19 protein-coding genes and 2 pseudogenes are annotated in these 14,887 nt (G+C 62.8%); 6 read left to right on the top strand and 15 right to left on the bottom strand.

Annotation, left to right across the window (positions count from 1 at the left end; all coding sequences use genetic code 11):
- Positions 1-318, bottom strand: a pseudogene (locus WDW90_RS29080) (polyhydroxyalkanoate depolymerase); the annotation flags it as partial.
- 752 nt (positions 319-1,070) lie between these two features.
- Here WDW90_RS29080 and WDW90_RS29075 point away from each other — a divergent pair.
- Positions 1,071-2,006, top strand: coding sequence for a pirin family protein (locus WDW90_RS29075; RefSeq protein ID WP_336490981.1), 936 nt, complete (start codon positions 1,071-1,073; stop codon positions 2,004-2,006).
- A 194-nt stretch (positions 2,007-2,200) separates the two neighbouring features.
- Here the strand turns inward: WDW90_RS29075 and WDW90_RS29070 are convergent, their stop codons facing one another.
- Both WDW90_RS29070 and WDW90_RS29065 read right to left on the bottom strand, forming a co-directional pair.
- Entirely contained in the window at positions 2,201-2,428 is a 228-nt protein-coding gene (locus WDW90_RS29070; RefSeq protein ID WP_336490980.1) for a hypothetical protein, read from the bottom strand.
- Positions 2,429-2,675: 247 nt separating this feature from the next.
- Positions 2,676-2,942: a hypothetical protein gene (locus WDW90_RS29065; RefSeq protein ID WP_336490979.1), complete on the bottom strand. Its 267-nt coding sequence runs from the start codon at positions 2,940-2,942 to the stop codon at positions 2,676-2,678.
- Between the two features lie 158 nt (positions 2,943-3,100).
- Between WDW90_RS29065 and WDW90_RS29060 the strand changes: the two genes are divergently transcribed.
- Complete coding sequence (locus WDW90_RS29060) at positions 3,101-3,247, top strand: hypothetical protein (RefSeq protein WP_336490978.1); 147 nt, start codon at positions 3,101-3,103, stop codon at positions 3,245-3,247.
- 52 nt (positions 3,248-3,299) lie between these two features.
- Here WDW90_RS29060 and WDW90_RS29055 read toward each other — a convergent pair whose 3' ends face one another.
- Positions 3,300-3,509 (bottom strand): hypothetical protein, encoded by a 210-nt coding sequence (locus WDW90_RS29055; protein WP_336490977.1) that lies wholly within the window; start codon positions 3,507-3,509, stop codon positions 3,300-3,302.
- Positions 3,509-3,700 carry a hypothetical protein gene (locus WDW90_RS29050; RefSeq protein WP_336490976.1) on the bottom strand — a complete coding sequence of 64 codons (192 nt, stop codon included), beginning with the start codon at positions 3,698-3,700 and terminating at the stop codon, positions 3,509-3,511. The genes WDW90_RS29055 and WDW90_RS29050 overlap by 1 nt, the downstream gene beginning before the upstream one ends.
- 372 nt (positions 3,701-4,072) lie before the next feature.
- On the opposite strand from WDW90_RS29050, the gene WDW90_RS29045 reads away from it, so the two are divergent.
- Positions 4,073-4,792: a PRC-barrel domain-containing protein gene (locus tag WDW90_RS29045; RefSeq protein WP_336490975.1), complete on the top strand. Its 720-nt coding sequence runs from the start codon at positions 4,073-4,075 to the stop codon at positions 4,790-4,792.
- A gap of 772 nt (positions 4,793-5,564) precedes the next feature.
- On the opposite strand, the gene WDW90_RS29040 is transcribed toward WDW90_RS29045, so the two are convergent.
- The 10 genes from WDW90_RS29040 to WDW90_RS28995 form a co-directional block, all read right to left on the bottom strand.
- Complete coding sequence (locus tag WDW90_RS29040) at positions 5,565-5,789, bottom strand: site-specific integrase (RefSeq protein WP_336490974.1); 225 nt, start codon at positions 5,787-5,789, stop codon at positions 5,565-5,567.
- Positions 5,790-6,527: 738 nt separating this feature from the next.
- Positions 6,528-7,103, bottom strand: coding sequence for a cytochrome P460 family protein (locus tag WDW90_RS29035; RefSeq protein ID WP_336490973.1), 576 nt, complete (start codon positions 7,101-7,103; stop codon positions 6,528-6,530).
- 61 nt (positions 7,104-7,164) lie between these two features.
- Positions 7,165-7,587 carry a cupin domain-containing protein gene (locus WDW90_RS29030; RefSeq protein ID WP_336490972.1) on the bottom strand — a complete coding sequence of 141 codons (423 nt, stop codon included), beginning with the start codon at positions 7,585-7,587 and terminating at the stop codon, positions 7,165-7,167.
- A 139-nt stretch (positions 7,588-7,726) separates the two neighbouring features.
- On the bottom strand, positions 7,727-7,915 hold the full coding sequence (locus tag WDW90_RS29025) for a hypothetical protein (RefSeq protein ID WP_336490971.1): 189 nt from the start codon (positions 7,913-7,915) through the stop codon (positions 7,727-7,729).
- A 314-nt stretch (positions 7,916-8,229) separates the two neighbouring features.
- Positions 8,230-8,925 (bottom strand): glutathione S-transferase N-terminal domain-containing protein, encoded by a 696-nt coding sequence (locus WDW90_RS29020; RefSeq protein WP_336490970.1) that lies wholly within the window; start codon positions 8,923-8,925, stop codon positions 8,230-8,232.
- Positions 8,926-9,165: 240 nt separating this feature from the next.
- Positions 9,166-9,711, bottom strand: coding sequence for a carboxymuconolactone decarboxylase family protein (locus WDW90_RS29015; RefSeq protein ID WP_336490983.1), 546 nt, complete (start codon positions 9,709-9,711; stop codon positions 9,166-9,168).
- Between the two features lie 35 nt (positions 9,712-9,746).
- On the bottom strand, positions 9,747-10,382 hold the full coding sequence (locus tag WDW90_RS29010; protein WP_336490969.1) for a nitroreductase family protein: 636 nt from the start codon (positions 10,380-10,382) through the stop codon (positions 9,747-9,749).
- Between the two features lie 210 nt (positions 10,383-10,592).
- On the bottom strand, positions 10,593-11,510 hold the full coding sequence (locus WDW90_RS29005) for an NADP-dependent oxidoreductase (protein ID WP_336490982.1): 918 nt from the start codon (positions 11,508-11,510) through the stop codon (positions 10,593-10,595).
- A 316-nt stretch (positions 11,511-11,826) separates the two neighbouring features.
- Complete coding sequence (locus WDW90_RS29000; RefSeq protein ID WP_336490968.1) at positions 11,827-12,000, bottom strand: hypothetical protein; 174 nt, start codon at positions 11,998-12,000, stop codon at positions 11,827-11,829.
- Positions 12,001-12,080: 80 nt separating this feature from the next.
- The gene (locus WDW90_RS28995; RefSeq protein WP_336490967.1) at positions 12,081-13,097 is read right to left on the bottom strand and encodes a helix-turn-helix transcriptional regulator; all 1,017 of its coding nucleotides are present in this window, start codon (positions 13,095-13,097) and stop codon (positions 12,081-12,083) included.
- A 407-nt stretch (positions 13,098-13,504) separates the two neighbouring features.
- Here WDW90_RS28995 and WDW90_RS40900 point away from each other — a divergent pair.
- The 3 genes and pseudogenes from WDW90_RS40900 to WDW90_RS28985 all read left to right on the top strand — a co-directional run.
- Positions 13,505-13,585, top strand: a pseudogene (locus WDW90_RS40900) (MerR family DNA-binding protein); the annotation flags it as partial.
- A 186-nt stretch (positions 13,586-13,771) separates the two neighbouring features.
- Positions 13,772-14,398 (top strand): LysE family translocator, encoded by a 627-nt coding sequence (locus WDW90_RS28990; RefSeq protein WP_431311143.1) that lies wholly within the window; start codon positions 13,772-13,774, stop codon positions 14,396-14,398.
- 195 nt (positions 14,399-14,593) lie between these two features.
- Complete coding sequence (locus tag WDW90_RS28985; protein WP_336490965.1) at positions 14,594-14,719, top strand: hypothetical protein; 126 nt, start codon at positions 14,594-14,596, stop codon at positions 14,717-14,719.
- Positions 14,720-14,887: the final 168 nt, after the last annotated feature.

Here is a 14,887-nt window from a genome sequence, read left to right as displayed (position 1 = left end):
GCGCAGGAGCGTCGCATAGTGGCCCGACATCGGGGCGACGATCAGCATCTTCGGCTTGGTCGAGGGCTCACCGAAGGCGAGGACGCGGCAGAAGGGACGCTCCCACACGACGCGCTCGGATGTGGGTAGGTTGAAGGCAGGCTTGGCGTAGCTGCGCGTGCCGCGCTCGAACAGCTCGCAGGAGGCGGCAATGGCGCGGCTGGTGGGTGTGTAGGAAAGCGCGCTCAGCGGATGCTCGTAGGCGTGTCTCGTCGCTCCTGCTGCGATGCGTGCTGGCGTGAGCATCAGGTCACAGGCGTCACGCATCAGGTACAGCATACAGACCATTCCTCTGGCCGCTTCGGAGGCGGGCCATTCCTGAGGTGCCTAACGCTTCTGCACGATAATGCGTTGCTTTGCCGCCAAACAGGCCATCCGCCTAGGTAAACGGCAGCGATGATGCGATGAAGTGCAGATGTGGCTGATCCGCACCACACTGGCGCATTTCAGAACGATTGAGCGTGACGCTGACAGGCGGAAGTGCCCCCGGGCATCACTGATACAGAGGGGCTCCCGCTCTGCGGCAGCTCACCCGCGGGGAACACGTTTCAGCAAAATCAAAGCTCAACCACAGCTTCCCAAGCTGAATGTCGTCGGTTCGATCCCGATCGCCCGCTCCACCTTACCCCTTGCTACCGCTGGCATTTCGGTTGTCCCGAACGGTCGGGGTGTTCCCCATGTTCCCCATGGTGTTCCCGCCGTTCCCCATCCCTCTGGGAGAAGGAAACGCCTGATCGTGAGCGGAGTGCGAACAGGCGTCGGGGTCTGTCGGAGAATGCGTTCTCGATGAGCCGCGAGGACAGCGGTTGCTCGGTACATGGGCTTCCTGATGGTCCAGGATCGCGCTCGCTATGCGCCCCTGAACGTCCTGACAATCCAAAGCTCCGCGCAGCAGCCTTTCAAACCCTGGCGTCAGCCAGCTGAAACTGATCTGCTGCCCGTGCCGGCGATCCGCTCCTGCGCGTCGCGGTGTGGACCAATGGCCCTCTCCGGTGCACAACCCGGCTGTTCGGACCAAGTGAGGACGGCCCATGAGTTGGAACCCTGCCCTGGAGCCGGGCTGCCCGGACGCGGTCGGCATTGACGCCATCGAGACACTGATCGTGCCGCGCGCCCGCGATCTCGGCGACTTCGAGGTCCGCCGCGCTCTTCCATCACCCAGGCGCCAGATGGTCGGGCCCTTCGTGTTCTTCGACCAGGCCGGACCCGCCGAGTTCATCTCCGGCAAGGGCGTCGACGTGCGCCCACATCCGCATATCGGACTTGCCACCGTGACCTACCTGTACCGGGGCGAGTTTCAGCACCGCGACAGCACCGGCGCAAACCAGACCATCCTGCCCGGCGCGGTCAACTGGATGGTGGCCGGCCGCGGCGTAACCCACTCGGAGCGCACCACCGCGGAGACGCGGCGCGCTCCCCATAGCCTCTTCGGCATCCAGACCTGGGTGGCCCTTCCCGAGGACAAGGAGGAGGTCGCACCGAGCTTCGAGCACCATGGCAAGGAGGTGTTGCCGGTGATCGAGGGCGATGGGGTCAACCTGAGGCTGATCCTCGGCCGGGCTTACGGCGAGACGGCTCCGGCGCGCATGTTCAGCGATACCTTCTACGCGGACGTGAGCTTATTACCGGGAGCGCGGCTTCCGCTTCCGACCGACCATGAGGACCGCGGGCTCTACATCGTCGAGGGCTCGGTCTCGATCGCCGGCCAGGCGTTTGAGGCAGGGCGCATGATGGTGTTCCGTCCCAAGGACGCCATCACGGTCGCGGCGGGCCCGCAGGGCGCGCGCCTCGTCGCGCTCGGGGGCGCCACGCTGAATGGCCCCCGCTACGTCTGGTGGAACTTCGTCGCGTCCAGTCGGGACCGGATCGAAGCGGCCAAGGAGGAGTGGAGGCGCGGCGAGTGGGGCCATGGCCAGTTCGACCTGCCGCCGGATGACCGAGCCGAGTTCATCCCGCTTCCCAGTTGATGGTCTGACGCTTTGCACGTGTCAGCGGCCGATATGGCCCATATTCGCTGGGAGCCGAGCCGCAGCGAATGGCCGCGTCTGCAGTTTGGATGCGGAAAGCAGACCGGCCTCGGCTGGAGGCTTCAGAACAGCACCCTTGCGGAGCCGGCGAGCGCTACCGTAGGGGCGACGACGAGGAGGCAGGCGCGGTCCAGTCAGACGCTCATCTCCAACTCGCGCGTCACGTCGTCGAGGTAGCGGGCCAGCCGCGTTGCTTCTGCCCCCACAGGAGCCTCCATCCGGTACTGCACCGGCAGGAGCTGCTCGTGGAGCTGTCGCAGGACGTTCTCGGCTTTCAGAGCCGCTTCTCGCTCATCCGAGGCGTGGATGATCCACTCGTGATCCTGGGTCGAGAAGCGGATGCGGTAGCGGAGTGAGCTCAATCTCGGCACCAGATCGGCAGGGTGCTGCTCCTGCGGCTCGATGTTGTGCGTCCTTGTGTGCACCCGCCGCCGGGTACTGAACCAAAGCAGGCCCGACAAGATCCTCATGAGCCGCCGCATGATGGCAGAACGCCCTCAAGTCATTGAGTTCTGGAGCTATATGGCCAAACGGGAAGGGCAAGGCTTCCGCTACGTGACGGGTCTGTCAATTGCGGCGTAGAATGCCAGGAGCTTGCGCCGATGCCTTTCATATGGGGTTGAGTTCGCAGGTGCCGCCCACACGCTCTCCAATGGTCGTTAGAGCGTCATCGAGAGAGGCGTGGTGAGCCGGCACGCTGGAGAGGCGGCCTCCGGTTCGCGGCACGATGGTGACCGCGTTCGATCCCGGGATGGTCCGGATCCCGCCGAGAGGATGCCCGCGTCGGTCGGTGAGCCACCAAGCAGGCTCGTCCTCCCCAACCGGCGTGGCGACCACATCCATGAACCATTCTTGGAGGCGGAACAGGCTGCTCATCACGACCTCCCCGGATCAGGTCTGACCGCAGAGAGAGACGCCGCGATGGCCCGCTTATTCCCCAACTCCGCAGAAATTTTTCGCTCACGTTCGAGTGCGCACGGACGTTGGCGAGGCTGAAGCCGGCGAGGCAGTGCGAAATTCGCAGAAGAGCCTGTATGGAGCGCATCACCGACCGCGGCATCGTCTCGGGAATGACTGGCGTGCCGACGGAACCGCGTGCGCAGCCGTACGCGCCCCGGGCGGGTAAGGAGTCGTTCACCCTTCGCGCCGACCCTGATCTCACCCACCGCTGCGACCTCTAACTCCCGGCGGGCTGGCCCCACTGGTTTCCAGATCCGGCCGGTGGGGCCTTCCTCAGCGCCGGTCGCGCTGAACCTCGCCTCGGGCGTCGCGTTCGACCGCCTCAACAGCCTTGGCATAGGCTTTCTGCTCGGTCGGGAAGGTGAAGTCCGAGCGCTCGTACATCTTGCCGTGCTTGCGGATCGCCCAGCCGAATTGGCCCGCGGGCCTGGCGACTGGGTAGACCTCGATCGCGTAGCCGCGGGGCAGATCGCTCGTCGTCATCAGCTCTGCCTCTGCCCCGGGCTGGCGCGCCGCCATCGATACCAGCGGCCATCGTAGTGCGTCTCCGCCAGCCCGAGCCGTGCGAGCGCGTCGCAAGCCTGCGCGGCCAGCTCCTTCCGGTCTCGGGTCGGCAGGCTCGTCCGCACAGTGATCACGCCCGGTGGCAGGAACTCGTCCGTGAGGGCGAGCACCTTCCGGGTGCGCGGGCGAGAGGGCGACCAGACATGTGGCCGAAGCCTCGCGCGCGGCCCAGAGCTAGGGCAGGGGTCACCGACTGCAACATCGCGCCCTTGGGAGAACCACGGACACGGCCGACGCCTGCCACCCTGCTCACGCCAGGGTGCACAACGGTGCTTTGCGTCGCGACCGTTACTGGCAAGCGTAGAGAGGGGACACGCCGGCATGGAGTGGGATCTTCTCTCCGCCAATCTCATCTATACTGTTGCGACCCGCAGCCAGCGGAGGAACGCAGGCTCGCAGCAATGGTTCTATGTCGCTCGACCGGGCTCGCGCTGCCGTCAAAAACCAAACCCCACTGGAGTGAGGCAAAAAAGGCGGCGCAGGTGTTGACGGTCGAGGAGGCCGATCAGGCTCTTGGAGCGCTGGACATCGGCTTCCGTGTGCCTGGAAGATGGTGCGGGAGATCGTCCGAGAGGCTCAACCACACGATTCAGTTCAATAACACCCGAACGTTCGAGAGGGAGGCGTTCATGAGAACGTATTACGTCTTCCACGCTGCAAGCTCCCCTGACTTACGGGGGTACACCTATGATCCCACAGGGGGGAGGCTGCCCGCCCAACATGGTCCGTGGACCCGCATCCTGCAGATCGACCCCGACGAGGAGTGGACTCAGGACGTGAGCCGAGCGGTGGTGGCCGGCGGCATCTTGGAGAGTGGCTATTACCTGTGGGGTCCCGTGGATCAATCCAGTTCATTGAAGCCCATTATCGAGAGTGACCGTGTCGAAGGGACGGCCGTGTACAACCGGGACAACCACCAGATTGGCACGATCCAGCGGCTGTTGATCGAGAAGGTGAGCGGGCGTGTCCTCTATGTGGATGTGACGTTCGGGGGCTTTATGGGCCTGGGTGTCCATCATCTCACGATCCCGTGGGGGATGTTGACTTATGACAGAGAGCTTGAGGGCTACCACACAGACATCACGGAAAGTCAGGTCCAAGGCGCGCCGGCCTTTTACAGCGAAGACCGAGTCTGGCCTGGTCCAGAGCGAGAAGAGCAGCTGAGCAACTACTGGAACAGTGTCGCTCAACGCGTTAGTTGAGGGCGCACCCATTTACGGGAGTTCAAGAGCCCACCGGCCCCGAGTTCATCCCCGAGCACAGCGGCGCTGACGTACGATTGGGCGAGGAAAGGTTAAGGCCCCCGTCGGCATCGATCGGGAATGGTTTCGGCACGTGGGCACTGTGCCGGACGGGAATCCAACCAGCCTATCATCCGCCCCATAGCGCGTGATGGCGTTCGCAAAGGTGTAGTGCGAGGCGCACGGGGAAGCCCCACGGGTGCTCAGTCCGCGGGGCTTCCGTTTGCGGTGAGACCTGGGCGGCTAGGCTGGGCTCACGCCGGTAGCCTGCGAGCGCTTACCGTTTCCTGCAACACGCCCAGCCTGCCATTCAGGACGAGGCGGCAACACCGAATGTATGAGCGAGCTCGGAAAATGCCCGCCGCAGCGAGCCGGGCGGGCTGAGATGACGTCATTGGTGAAGCGGCAGGGATGCCGCGAGGCTGAACTGGGGTGGTCGGCGGTGGGTTCAACGGCGCGCGGATCCTGGCACCGGCGCATCAGTGCCGAGGATCGTCGCCGCCTTCAGCCCAGACGACTGCCGACGTGCCGCCGCTGCATCTGCATCCGCTGGACCAACTACAAGGGCCAAACCCGTGAGCAAGGCTGCGCAGACGGCCGTGCCGCCGAGGAAGGTCGAGAGGAATTGCATGGCGGTTCAACCCACCGCCAAGCATGCCGTTCCAGCGAAGCAGAGGGAGCAAGTCGGCCATGCTTGTCAGGCCCCGACGGCACGTCAGCTTCGTCGGTTTGCTCACGCCTCGTTCTGCGCCTGCCGGTACGCCAGCCGCATCTCCGCCACCCGGCGCGACTTGCCGAGCGCATCCCGCGAGTAGCGCTGCGTCGTCGAGGTCTGTGAGTGCGCGGCGGCCGAGCGGATGTGGTCGAGGTGGGCGCCGGCGTCCTCGGCTTCCGTGATCGCTCCGGCGCGTGCATCCATGTTCCAGACCTGGTTCGGGATGCCGGCGGCCCGCGCCACGATCCGCCACTCGCGGCCGTGGGCATCCCGGGATCGAGGCTGCGATCACGGCTCTCCTGGCCACGGCACTCACGTTCGAGGCGGCCCGGCGAGGGCAGGGCGGTGCCGATGCCCGGCAGCGCCGCTTCCTGGCGGAGGCATCATTGCGCCTGCGCAGCCGGCTGGAGGTTGCCCAGCCGAGCCAGAACGCCCGCTCCATAGGCCTCGCATGAATGAGGCGAATGCCCCTCGTGATGGTCAGCCAATCAGAGAGGGCTCTGCCTTCGCACGCGGGACAACCCCCGGATAACAGGACAAGAGGAAGATGATCTCTATAGAAACGCCCCTGTTGTCCCCGGCTGCGGAAGCACGAGCATTCGGCTAACTGCCCGGCCCGCTCGGGCCGGGGGGTCGTCTGGCTGCGGCGTTGATGAAGCCGCGCTCAATTGCGGTGTCGAGGCCTGACTTCCGCTTTGCGCCCATTTCGGCCGCTCAGCCGACTCTGGCGGCTTCTCCGAAGCGGACGTCGCAGCAGTTCAGCTTGTAGGTCTGAGTTGCGCCACTTCCGGGCTTTCAATCGATGCCGCCGGAATGGCCGCTCGACATCCTACAGCGGCCATTCAAAGTCGACGCTCGCCCGTCTGTTCCTCGCACCGATTCCCGCAAGATGGGTGTATGGAACTCAGCGACGCCACCGACGCGCAGCTATCACGCTCCGGGAAACCGCGGCAAGAAGCGAGCTCCTACGCATGTTACTGCTTAGTGATGCAGGACAGGGTATCCATTCACGTAAATCCAGTCGGTGGCCTTGGCGGGCACGTGGCATCCCTGGCAATCGGAATGATAGTCGGTCGAGGTAGTCTTCAGCGGCTTGTCGGCGTCGAACCACGACCATCCCCACCCGTCGCCCCACAACGGGTTGCCGGGATGCCTTTCCTTGCTGTCTTTCACCATGACGAACCAGCCATTGAGCTTGTCGGTGTGGCTTACTGTGCCGGTGGTCATCTCGTTCGTTGAGGTCGCGAAGACCTCTTTCACCAGAACTGCGCCATCCGGGAAGTGTCCCGTCTTCCGGTAGGTGTCGATCGCCCCCGGGGATGCGTAGACGGAGTGAATTTCTTTCGAGCCCTGGCCGCTTTCGGTGGCAATCGCCCAGCTGCCGAGCGCTTGGTAGAGGGTTCGGTAGTCTGCCGGCACGCGCAGGTGCCCGGCGGCGTCCGCCACGTTCGCGGTCGGATCGGCCGGAGCCGCCCCGCTGATTTGCACGAGCGCCGTCACGGTAGCGGCGACCAGCGGAATGGCTACAGCCGGTCCAACAGTCCTCAATAATTTCATGGGGGGTCTCCTTTGCAGCCCACGCGCGGCTCGCTTGGTGGGGTCGACCGCGCCTAGGGGGTTATTTGACGGGCGTGGTCAGTGCTCTGTCGTTGGCGTCGAGGACAAAGACAGCGAGTAGCTTTGCCGGCTCAGTCTCGCTTGCGTTGCGGCTGATCGAGTGGGTCGCGCCCGGCGGCTCAGACCAGCTCTCACCTGCCCGGTAGATGCGCATCTCGCCGTCATTCACCTTCGACTCGATCGAGCCCGAGATCACATAGGCGTAGATGAAAGCCGACTTCGCGTGGGTATGAGGCGCAGAGGCTGCGCCGGGCGCGTAATCGACTTCCACGGAGATTAACGACTTGCCGGGGATATTGGGAATGTTCGCCTCGAAGTTCATCGTGACGGTTTGCCCTTCGCCATCACGGGCTAAGACGAGGCTGGAAATCGAGATGGCGAGGGCGGCGGTGCACGCGGCGGCAATGATGGTTCGGAACTTCATGACTTTTCTCCTTCTGCTCACGGGCCCGTTTTCTGTCTTCATGCCGTCGTCACTTGCGGCCCGCGCTGCACCGCTGGACGCCCAAAGTCACGGTTGAGGTCGGCGCACTTCGGTAGGGCCGGCATCGCGGACCCTGCAGCTATGACACGATGGGTTTCACACCATACTTTTGATGGTAGGTGTCCCGGATCTCGTTCGGGCTCCGAGGAGGGCGGGCAAAGATATGGGCCGGCGACAGCAGCGGGATGATTGAAGTGGTTTCGATTTTGACCACCTGATCGACAGGGTGCTCTGGGCCATTCGTCACCCGAACCCAGTTGGCGATCATCAGATACTCGTCATCGCCTGGCGGCAGTATCAACGTGAGGCTCTTGAATCGATAACTGCGCCTTGAAAGATGTCGGCCACGTTGATTTCGATGGTGGGATTGCGCCCCAGGTTCACTTTTTCCTAGGGCGACGCAATGTCGGTAAAATATATGATACCGTTCTTGTCTGTTAAAGACGCTTTCGGGGGGAGATTGGGTGTCCCGTTCTCGTTGATTGTCACAACGAACGACAGTATCGCCTGCTTGATGAACGCATGCATGTCGGCAGCAATTTCAATCATAGATGCCATCGCTTCGTTGTTTGCAGACCGCCTCTAGCTCGCTGTCACTTCTAGCCCGCGCTGCACTGCCGGACGCGCTAGGCCACTGTCGAGCCACGCCTGCACATGAAGAAAACGGTCGAAGCCGACGAGGTCGCGGGCTTCGTAAAAGCCGATCAGGTTGCGCACCCAGCCGAGCAGGGAAATATCGGCGATGCTATAGTCGGCGCCCATCACCCAGTCGCGGCCCGTGAGCCGTTCGTCGAGGACACCGAGCAGTCGCGCAGATTCCGTTGCGTAGCGGTCGCGCGGGCGCTTGTCCTCATACGCCTTGCCGGCGAATTTGTTGAAGAAGCCGACCTGACCGAATATCGGCCCGACACTGCCCATCTGCCACATCACCCACTGGATCGTTTCGTAGCGGGTGTCCGGATCGGCCGAGATAAACTGTCCCGTCTTGTCAGCGAGATAGAGGAGGATCGCGCCCGATTCGAACAGCGCGAGCGGCTTGCCGCTCGGCCCATCGGGATCGTAGATGGCGGGAATCTTGCCGTTGGGGTTGAGCGCGAGAAAGGCCGGGTCGTGGTTTTCGTCCGCCATGATGTCGATCCGATGCGGCTCATAGGCGAGGCCCGTCTCCTCCAGCATGATGCCGACCTTCACGCCGTTAGGCGTCGGGAGGGAAAAAAGCTGGAGTCGATCGGAGTACTGCGCCGGCCAACGCGCGAAAATTGGATGGTTGAGCGTCATTTTCTCCCTCCTAAGTGATGGCGCATCGCAGCGGCCAGCCCTTTGCCCACCACCGACGTGCAGAATCTCTCCGGTGACGAATAGTGCAGAGTCGAGAAACGGATGGCGCTGGCGATCCTTGCCGGCGCGTACGAAAGCTCAGACGTGCTCCTAGGAATCCGGGCACCCACGCTTTCGCGACATACTCGCACCACATGAAAGTTCTCACCTTCGGAGATTGTCTATCTGACCGGCTAGAGTTCAGATCGATCCAGCCGGTGTAACGGCGGGAAAGTCCTGCTCAGGATCGAACACGTTATTGAAGAAGTTCGTCAGGGAGTACATGGCCACTAGCGCGACGATTTCCATGACGTTCGCATCCGTGTAGCCGGCATCGCGGACGGCTTTCACCTCGGCGTCACTGACCTTGCCACGGGTCTCGATGACTTTGCGCGCAAATTGAAGGGCAGCGTCGCGCTTCGGATCACTGGCATGCCCCTTCCGTGCAAGAATGATTTCATTGGCCGGCAGCTTGGCCATATGCTCGGCCGTAAAGCTGTGAACCGTCAGGCAGTAGTTGCACCCATTCACTTCGGAAACAGCAAGGCCGATGCTGTCACGCGTTTTCACGTCGAGCGCCTTGCTCAAAGAGCCGAGCAAGGTAGCCCACGCGTTGAATGCGATCGGGCTCTGCGCGAAGGTGGCCATCATATTTGGGGTGAACCCGATGTTCTTAGTGAACGCATCGAGAGTCGGCCTCGAAGCGGCCGGCACCTGTTCCGGATTCAGAGCTGCAGTTCTGGTCATCATTTAATCTCCCTAAGTAACTGGTTTAGCTCCAATTAGACGAGCTGCAGTACATCGGCCACCGGTCGGCGGGGCTTCTGCGGCCAGTTGCCCGGACGCTCTGGCCCTATGGACAAAAGCATCACCGGAACTTCGTTCTCGGCCAGTCCGAACTCGCGGTGCACCGCGTCGGCATCGAAACCGATCATTGGCGTCGAACCGAGGCCCCATGAGCGGGCCACATAGATCATCGCCGCCGCGCCGAAGGTGGCGGTGCGTACTGCTTCATCGCGCTGGCGTCGTGGGAAATCCTGATACAGACCGCGTGCTGGGGTTTCCCATTCCGGCACCATCCTTGCCGGCATGATGCCAGCTTCCACCACTGGGGCCAGGCGCTCTGGTATTACGCTGGAGTCGGCTAACTGACCGCAAACGATGAAGGTAACGGCTGCTTCGGTGATCGCGGCCTGATTCCAGGCGATCGGACCTAGCCGAGCCTTGGCTTCAGGCGTGCGTACGGCGATGAAGCGCCAGTTCTGCAAGTGGAAGGATGTCGGCGCGGTCGTGCCCATTCGCACCAGCTCGCGGATTTGGTCGTCGCTCAGGGCGGCGGAAGGGTCGTAGTACTTGGCGGCAGTTCGGCTCAGGATACACTCGATGACGGCATTGCTCATGATCATTCCGTTCGTCATGGTTAGTCCTGCGGTTGAAAGAATAGGTTGAGGTATGAGAGCGTTTTCGCCCTCTTTGCTGGAGGTGCTGCAGGGATGGAGCCCGTTCGACATCTCATGCCAGGGGCGATGGGTCGCTTCCAAGGTGGCCCCCGCGGCGCGTCCGACAGGACGCAGCCGGACAAGCCGGACAACGCCGGCCGGCCGCGTGCATAGATGGGCGATTGTCGCTTACGGACAAACGCGGATGATCGTCTTGCCCCTGCGTCGCTCGGGCGGGTTTAAGGCAGCGACGGCATCGTCGAGGGTCGAGACGTTGCCAATGTTTGTCCGCAGTCGCCCGTCCCGCACCCGCCGGACGATCTCGCTCAGCTGGGCACGGTCGGACTCGACAACAAAGTCGACCGCCAAGCCGTCGGCGGGGCGCGCCTCGGCCGGACCGACGATGGACACCAGTGTTCCTCCAGCTCGAATCAGGCCGGCGGACCGCTTCTGGATATCGCCACCGATGACATCGAACACCAGATCGACGCCGCCGACGTCTTCCAGCGTGTCGTTGTCGAGGTCGACGAACTCCTGCGCGCCGAAGTCGAGCACTTTCTGACGGTCGGCAGCGCGTCCGGTGCCGATGACATACGCACCGGCCTCGCGCGCGAGTTGCGTCACCATCGTCCCGACTGCGCCTGCCGCGCCGTGCGCGAGGACGCTCTGTCCCGCCTGAAGGCGGCCGTGCTGGAACAGTCCCTGCCACGCGGTGAGGCCGGAGATCGGCAGGCTCGCGCCCACCGTGAAATCGACGTCGCCTGGCAACGGCGCGAGGTTACGTGCCTCGATGGCGATATACTCGGCCAGGGTACCATCGCGATACCAGTCGGCGAGGCCGACCACTCGCTGTCCTACCGCGAGCCCCGTTGTGCCGTAGCCGAGAGCGGTGACCACTCCGGCCAGCTCGTGGCCGGGGATCGACGGTGTTCGGTCACGGTCGCGGCGATCGGTCCAAGTCGAGGGCCACTCCATCTCGGTCGGGACGAATCCCGACGCATGAACCTGAACGACGACGTCATTTATCGCTGCCTGTGGCTCGGGCCGCTCCACCAGCTTCATCCCGGCCGTTCCCTCAGCCTGGTCCGTCACAATGACTGCCTTCATTGTCCATCTGCCTGTGTGATAGCTCGTCATCTTGCGAGTTCCTTCGCAGACGAGCGAAGATAGGAAGCGCGCATGAATTTCAGCGTGCTTGCGACCGCCAGAAACTACTGAACCTGGTCGAGCTCCATTGGATGTTCTCTGTCGACTATTCCTGCCGCTACTGAGCACGTATGATGTCGATGCCGCATCACGCTGCGCGCAGAAGCGCTACATCTGAAAGGCACGTTGCCACCGGTGCTGGCGCGATGAAACCCGCTTCAGGCGTCCCTGGACGAGCGGACACGCATTCTGGACTCCAGAACCGGCCAGCGCCGGATTACTGCGCCAACTGTTCACGAAGCCGGCTGAGGACCGGCAAGAGCTCGATTGGGTCGCAGCCTCGGGCGTGCACGAGCTCACGCGGCTTGCCTTCGGCCTTTGCTGCTTCCAGTTTTTTCTTCAGCCAGGCAGAGAGTTCAGCCAACGCTGAAATCCTGACGAACAGTTTCACCAGATGAGCGGATGTCGCCAGCGACTGCCCTTTTTGAATCGCACGTCTGGCGAGAGATGCCTCGAAGTGCGGTATCTAGCTCAAGCACCCTTCTCACCCTCACCATTCTTCACGCGCTGCCGGTACTCGCTAGGATCAACGTTGTAGGCTTTGCGGAATGCTCGCACGAAGCTTGACCGACTTTCGTAGCCGGCGTTGTAGGCCACAAGGTCGACTGGAGCCGACGTCGTCGTGAGATCAAGCGCGGCCTGCCGCATCCTGAGGTCGCGAAGGGTGGCCATCGGCGAACGGCCGAAGATCTCCGAGAACCGCGCCATGAATGCCGACCGACTCAGACCCGCGCTGTGCGCCAGGCTCCGAACTGTATGGGCGGCCCCCGGACGTGCCACCATGTCGGCGAATGCACGCGTGATCTGCCGGTCCGCGAGAATCGAAAACCGTTCAGTCCAGCCGCGGGAGGACTTCATAGATCGCCTCACCAGGGCGACGATGACCTGCTTAAGCAGGGAGGCCGTCATGGCGCCCATGGCGATTTCCTGCGCGCAAAGTTCGTCGATCGCTTCGCGAAGCTTCAGGTCGATCTTGTCCGTCGGCTCAAATTTTTCGACCACGGGCTCACGCAATTCGCGAAATAATCCGACGGATTGTCCGAAGGATGCGTTGAAGAAGCCGCAGATTTGGATGACCTCGGGCTGCTCAATCGGCATTCCGATGCGCAACACTCCGTCGTGCCGCTTCCAGCAATCGCGGGAGATTAGCGTCTTCGGGCCGCTGGCTCCGTCGACCTCGATCGCGAACGGGGTATTCGGAGGCTTGATGATGAGCAAATGGGGTTCAAGCGGCATCGAAGGCCTGTTGCCGATCGAAATTCGTCCCCTGCCACTGATTGTGTAATGGATCGCGGGCGCGTCGATCGTCCCCATCTCGGCTCGATAGCCTGATGGAATCAGCATCTCGGTGAGCGCAATGACATCAATCTCGAGTGCCTGCATGAGGTTGTTGATGTCGGCGCTGGCGAGCTTCGTAGCAGACACGGCGATCGGGTCCGTCCCCCCAGCCTGTCCGCTGTCGGCCGGCGATTTGGTCGAGCTGTGCATAGCACCCTACTAACGAGATCAAACGGTGAATCTGATTGTCGAATTCATGTCTCCATTGCTTGAACTGTATCTTAGGGCGCGCCGAAAGAACTATTTGCTGCAGCCGATCGGTCAAATATGCAGGTCGATCTGAGGGCGGGAACGTACGCTAGCCATCCTCCGGAAGGCGAGAGCCTTAAGATCGAAGTGGTCCTTGGGGCGATCATGACCGCTATAGCCCTCCGCGCTTCTTCAGCCCAGCGTCGCGCGCCCAGACAAATCCGCCGCGCTTCTGATCAAAAAACCGCGCTCATGCTTACGCCCTCGCGCGTGGCTCGCGCAGGTCGGCGTGTCGATCGAGCCTGTAGGTCGGACCACGCGTATGTTCTGCCGCCCATGTCTGGACTGGCGCGAGCGGCGACCGCCCCTGCGCCGAGGTGGACGGTATCGCTCGCCGCCACGTCGAGGACATCGACCGTCGTATCGCTCAGCTTGTCGCTCTACGTCGCGAGTTGCAACGCTCTCTCGATGCCTGCGGACACGGACGGGTAAGCGACTGCCGGGGGATCGAAGCTCTTGCCGACCCGGATCTGATCGTGGGTAAGCGGACGGTCCGCTCCCCACCCGAAGCAACCGATCCAGCCGGCGCGATTGGGTATTCCGGGTGGCTTCGCACCGGAGCAGGAGCTGGGCTGATGGATGTTACGCTGTTCGCCAAGAGCCTCGTCCTCGGATTAGCGGTGGCAGCTCCTGTCGGCCCGATCGGAGCGCTCTGCATTAACCGGACCCTGGAGCGTGGCTTTGCCGCGGGCGTTGCCGGAGGTCTCGGCACAGGGGCCGCCGATGCTCTCTACGCTGCCCTCGCCGCGTTCGGTTTCGCGGCCTTCTCAGCGGCGCTGTCGTTGATCGATGCGCCGATGCGCGTGCTCGGTGGTTTGTTCATGCTCTGGCTTGGTGTGCAGGGGTTGCGTGCGCGTCCAGCCGATCGGGCCGCTTCGGTCGGACGCCGCGACCTTCTCGGGACCATCGCCGCGACCTTCGCGCTCACCATCGTCAACCCGGCGACAATCATCGCCTTCGCCGCCATGTTCGCAGGCCTTGGCTTGGCCGAGACGTCCGGATGGGCGTCAGCTCTCGTCGTGACGCTCGGCGTCTTCCTCGGATCGATGCTTTGGTGGGTGGTCCTCAGCGGTGGGGTGGCCTTCGCCGGGAGGCGTCTTCCGCCGGGTTTCGCAAGGACGGTATCGCTTCTCTCGGGCGTGACCTTGATCCTGTTCGGCATCTATGCCCTCGGCTCCGTTGCCCTCCGCTGTCTCGTTTGACGACGGTCCGAAAACCACCCGGAGCAGCCGATCCGGCCGGTAGGTTTGGGTATGATCCTGGCTAACCATCGCCATCGGTCTGTTTTGGATCTTCACCGAGACCATCCAAAACGAACTTTCTCAATCGACCCGACCATAGCAGACCGGCAAGCCGGACTGCCACGTAGCGGACATCGTGAGGGTCTGCTTGAGGTCGTGAGCGAGCACGACGGCGACGTCCGCTTTTTCTGGTTTTTCTATCCAGAAGCGGACGGGCCGCTCTCGGCCAAAATCAGTCGTTCCGGTTCGCGCCTGCCAAACATTCCGCTCGCAACAGTCTAACCGAAGCGGACGTTCGTTGATGAAGTCCTTCCGGCTCGGAGACAAACTCGAATGACCGGCTGCTATGGGTCGGCTGCCGATCACCACCCTCAAGCGAGCGTGCGGACCTTCGCCTCGCGGTCCCAGTAGCGTTGCTTGGCCGCTTCCACGAAACCGCCGAGGTCCGTC

The organism is Methylobacterium nigriterrae, from assembly GCF_037106235.1.
GTDB classification, from domain to species: domain Bacteria; phylum Pseudomonadota; class Alphaproteobacteria; order Rhizobiales; family Beijerinckiaceae; genus Methylobacterium; species Methylobacterium nigriterrae.
The sequence above is the reverse complement of the archived record's forward strand: the minus strand, read 5'-3'. Positions and strand labels throughout refer to the sequence as shown.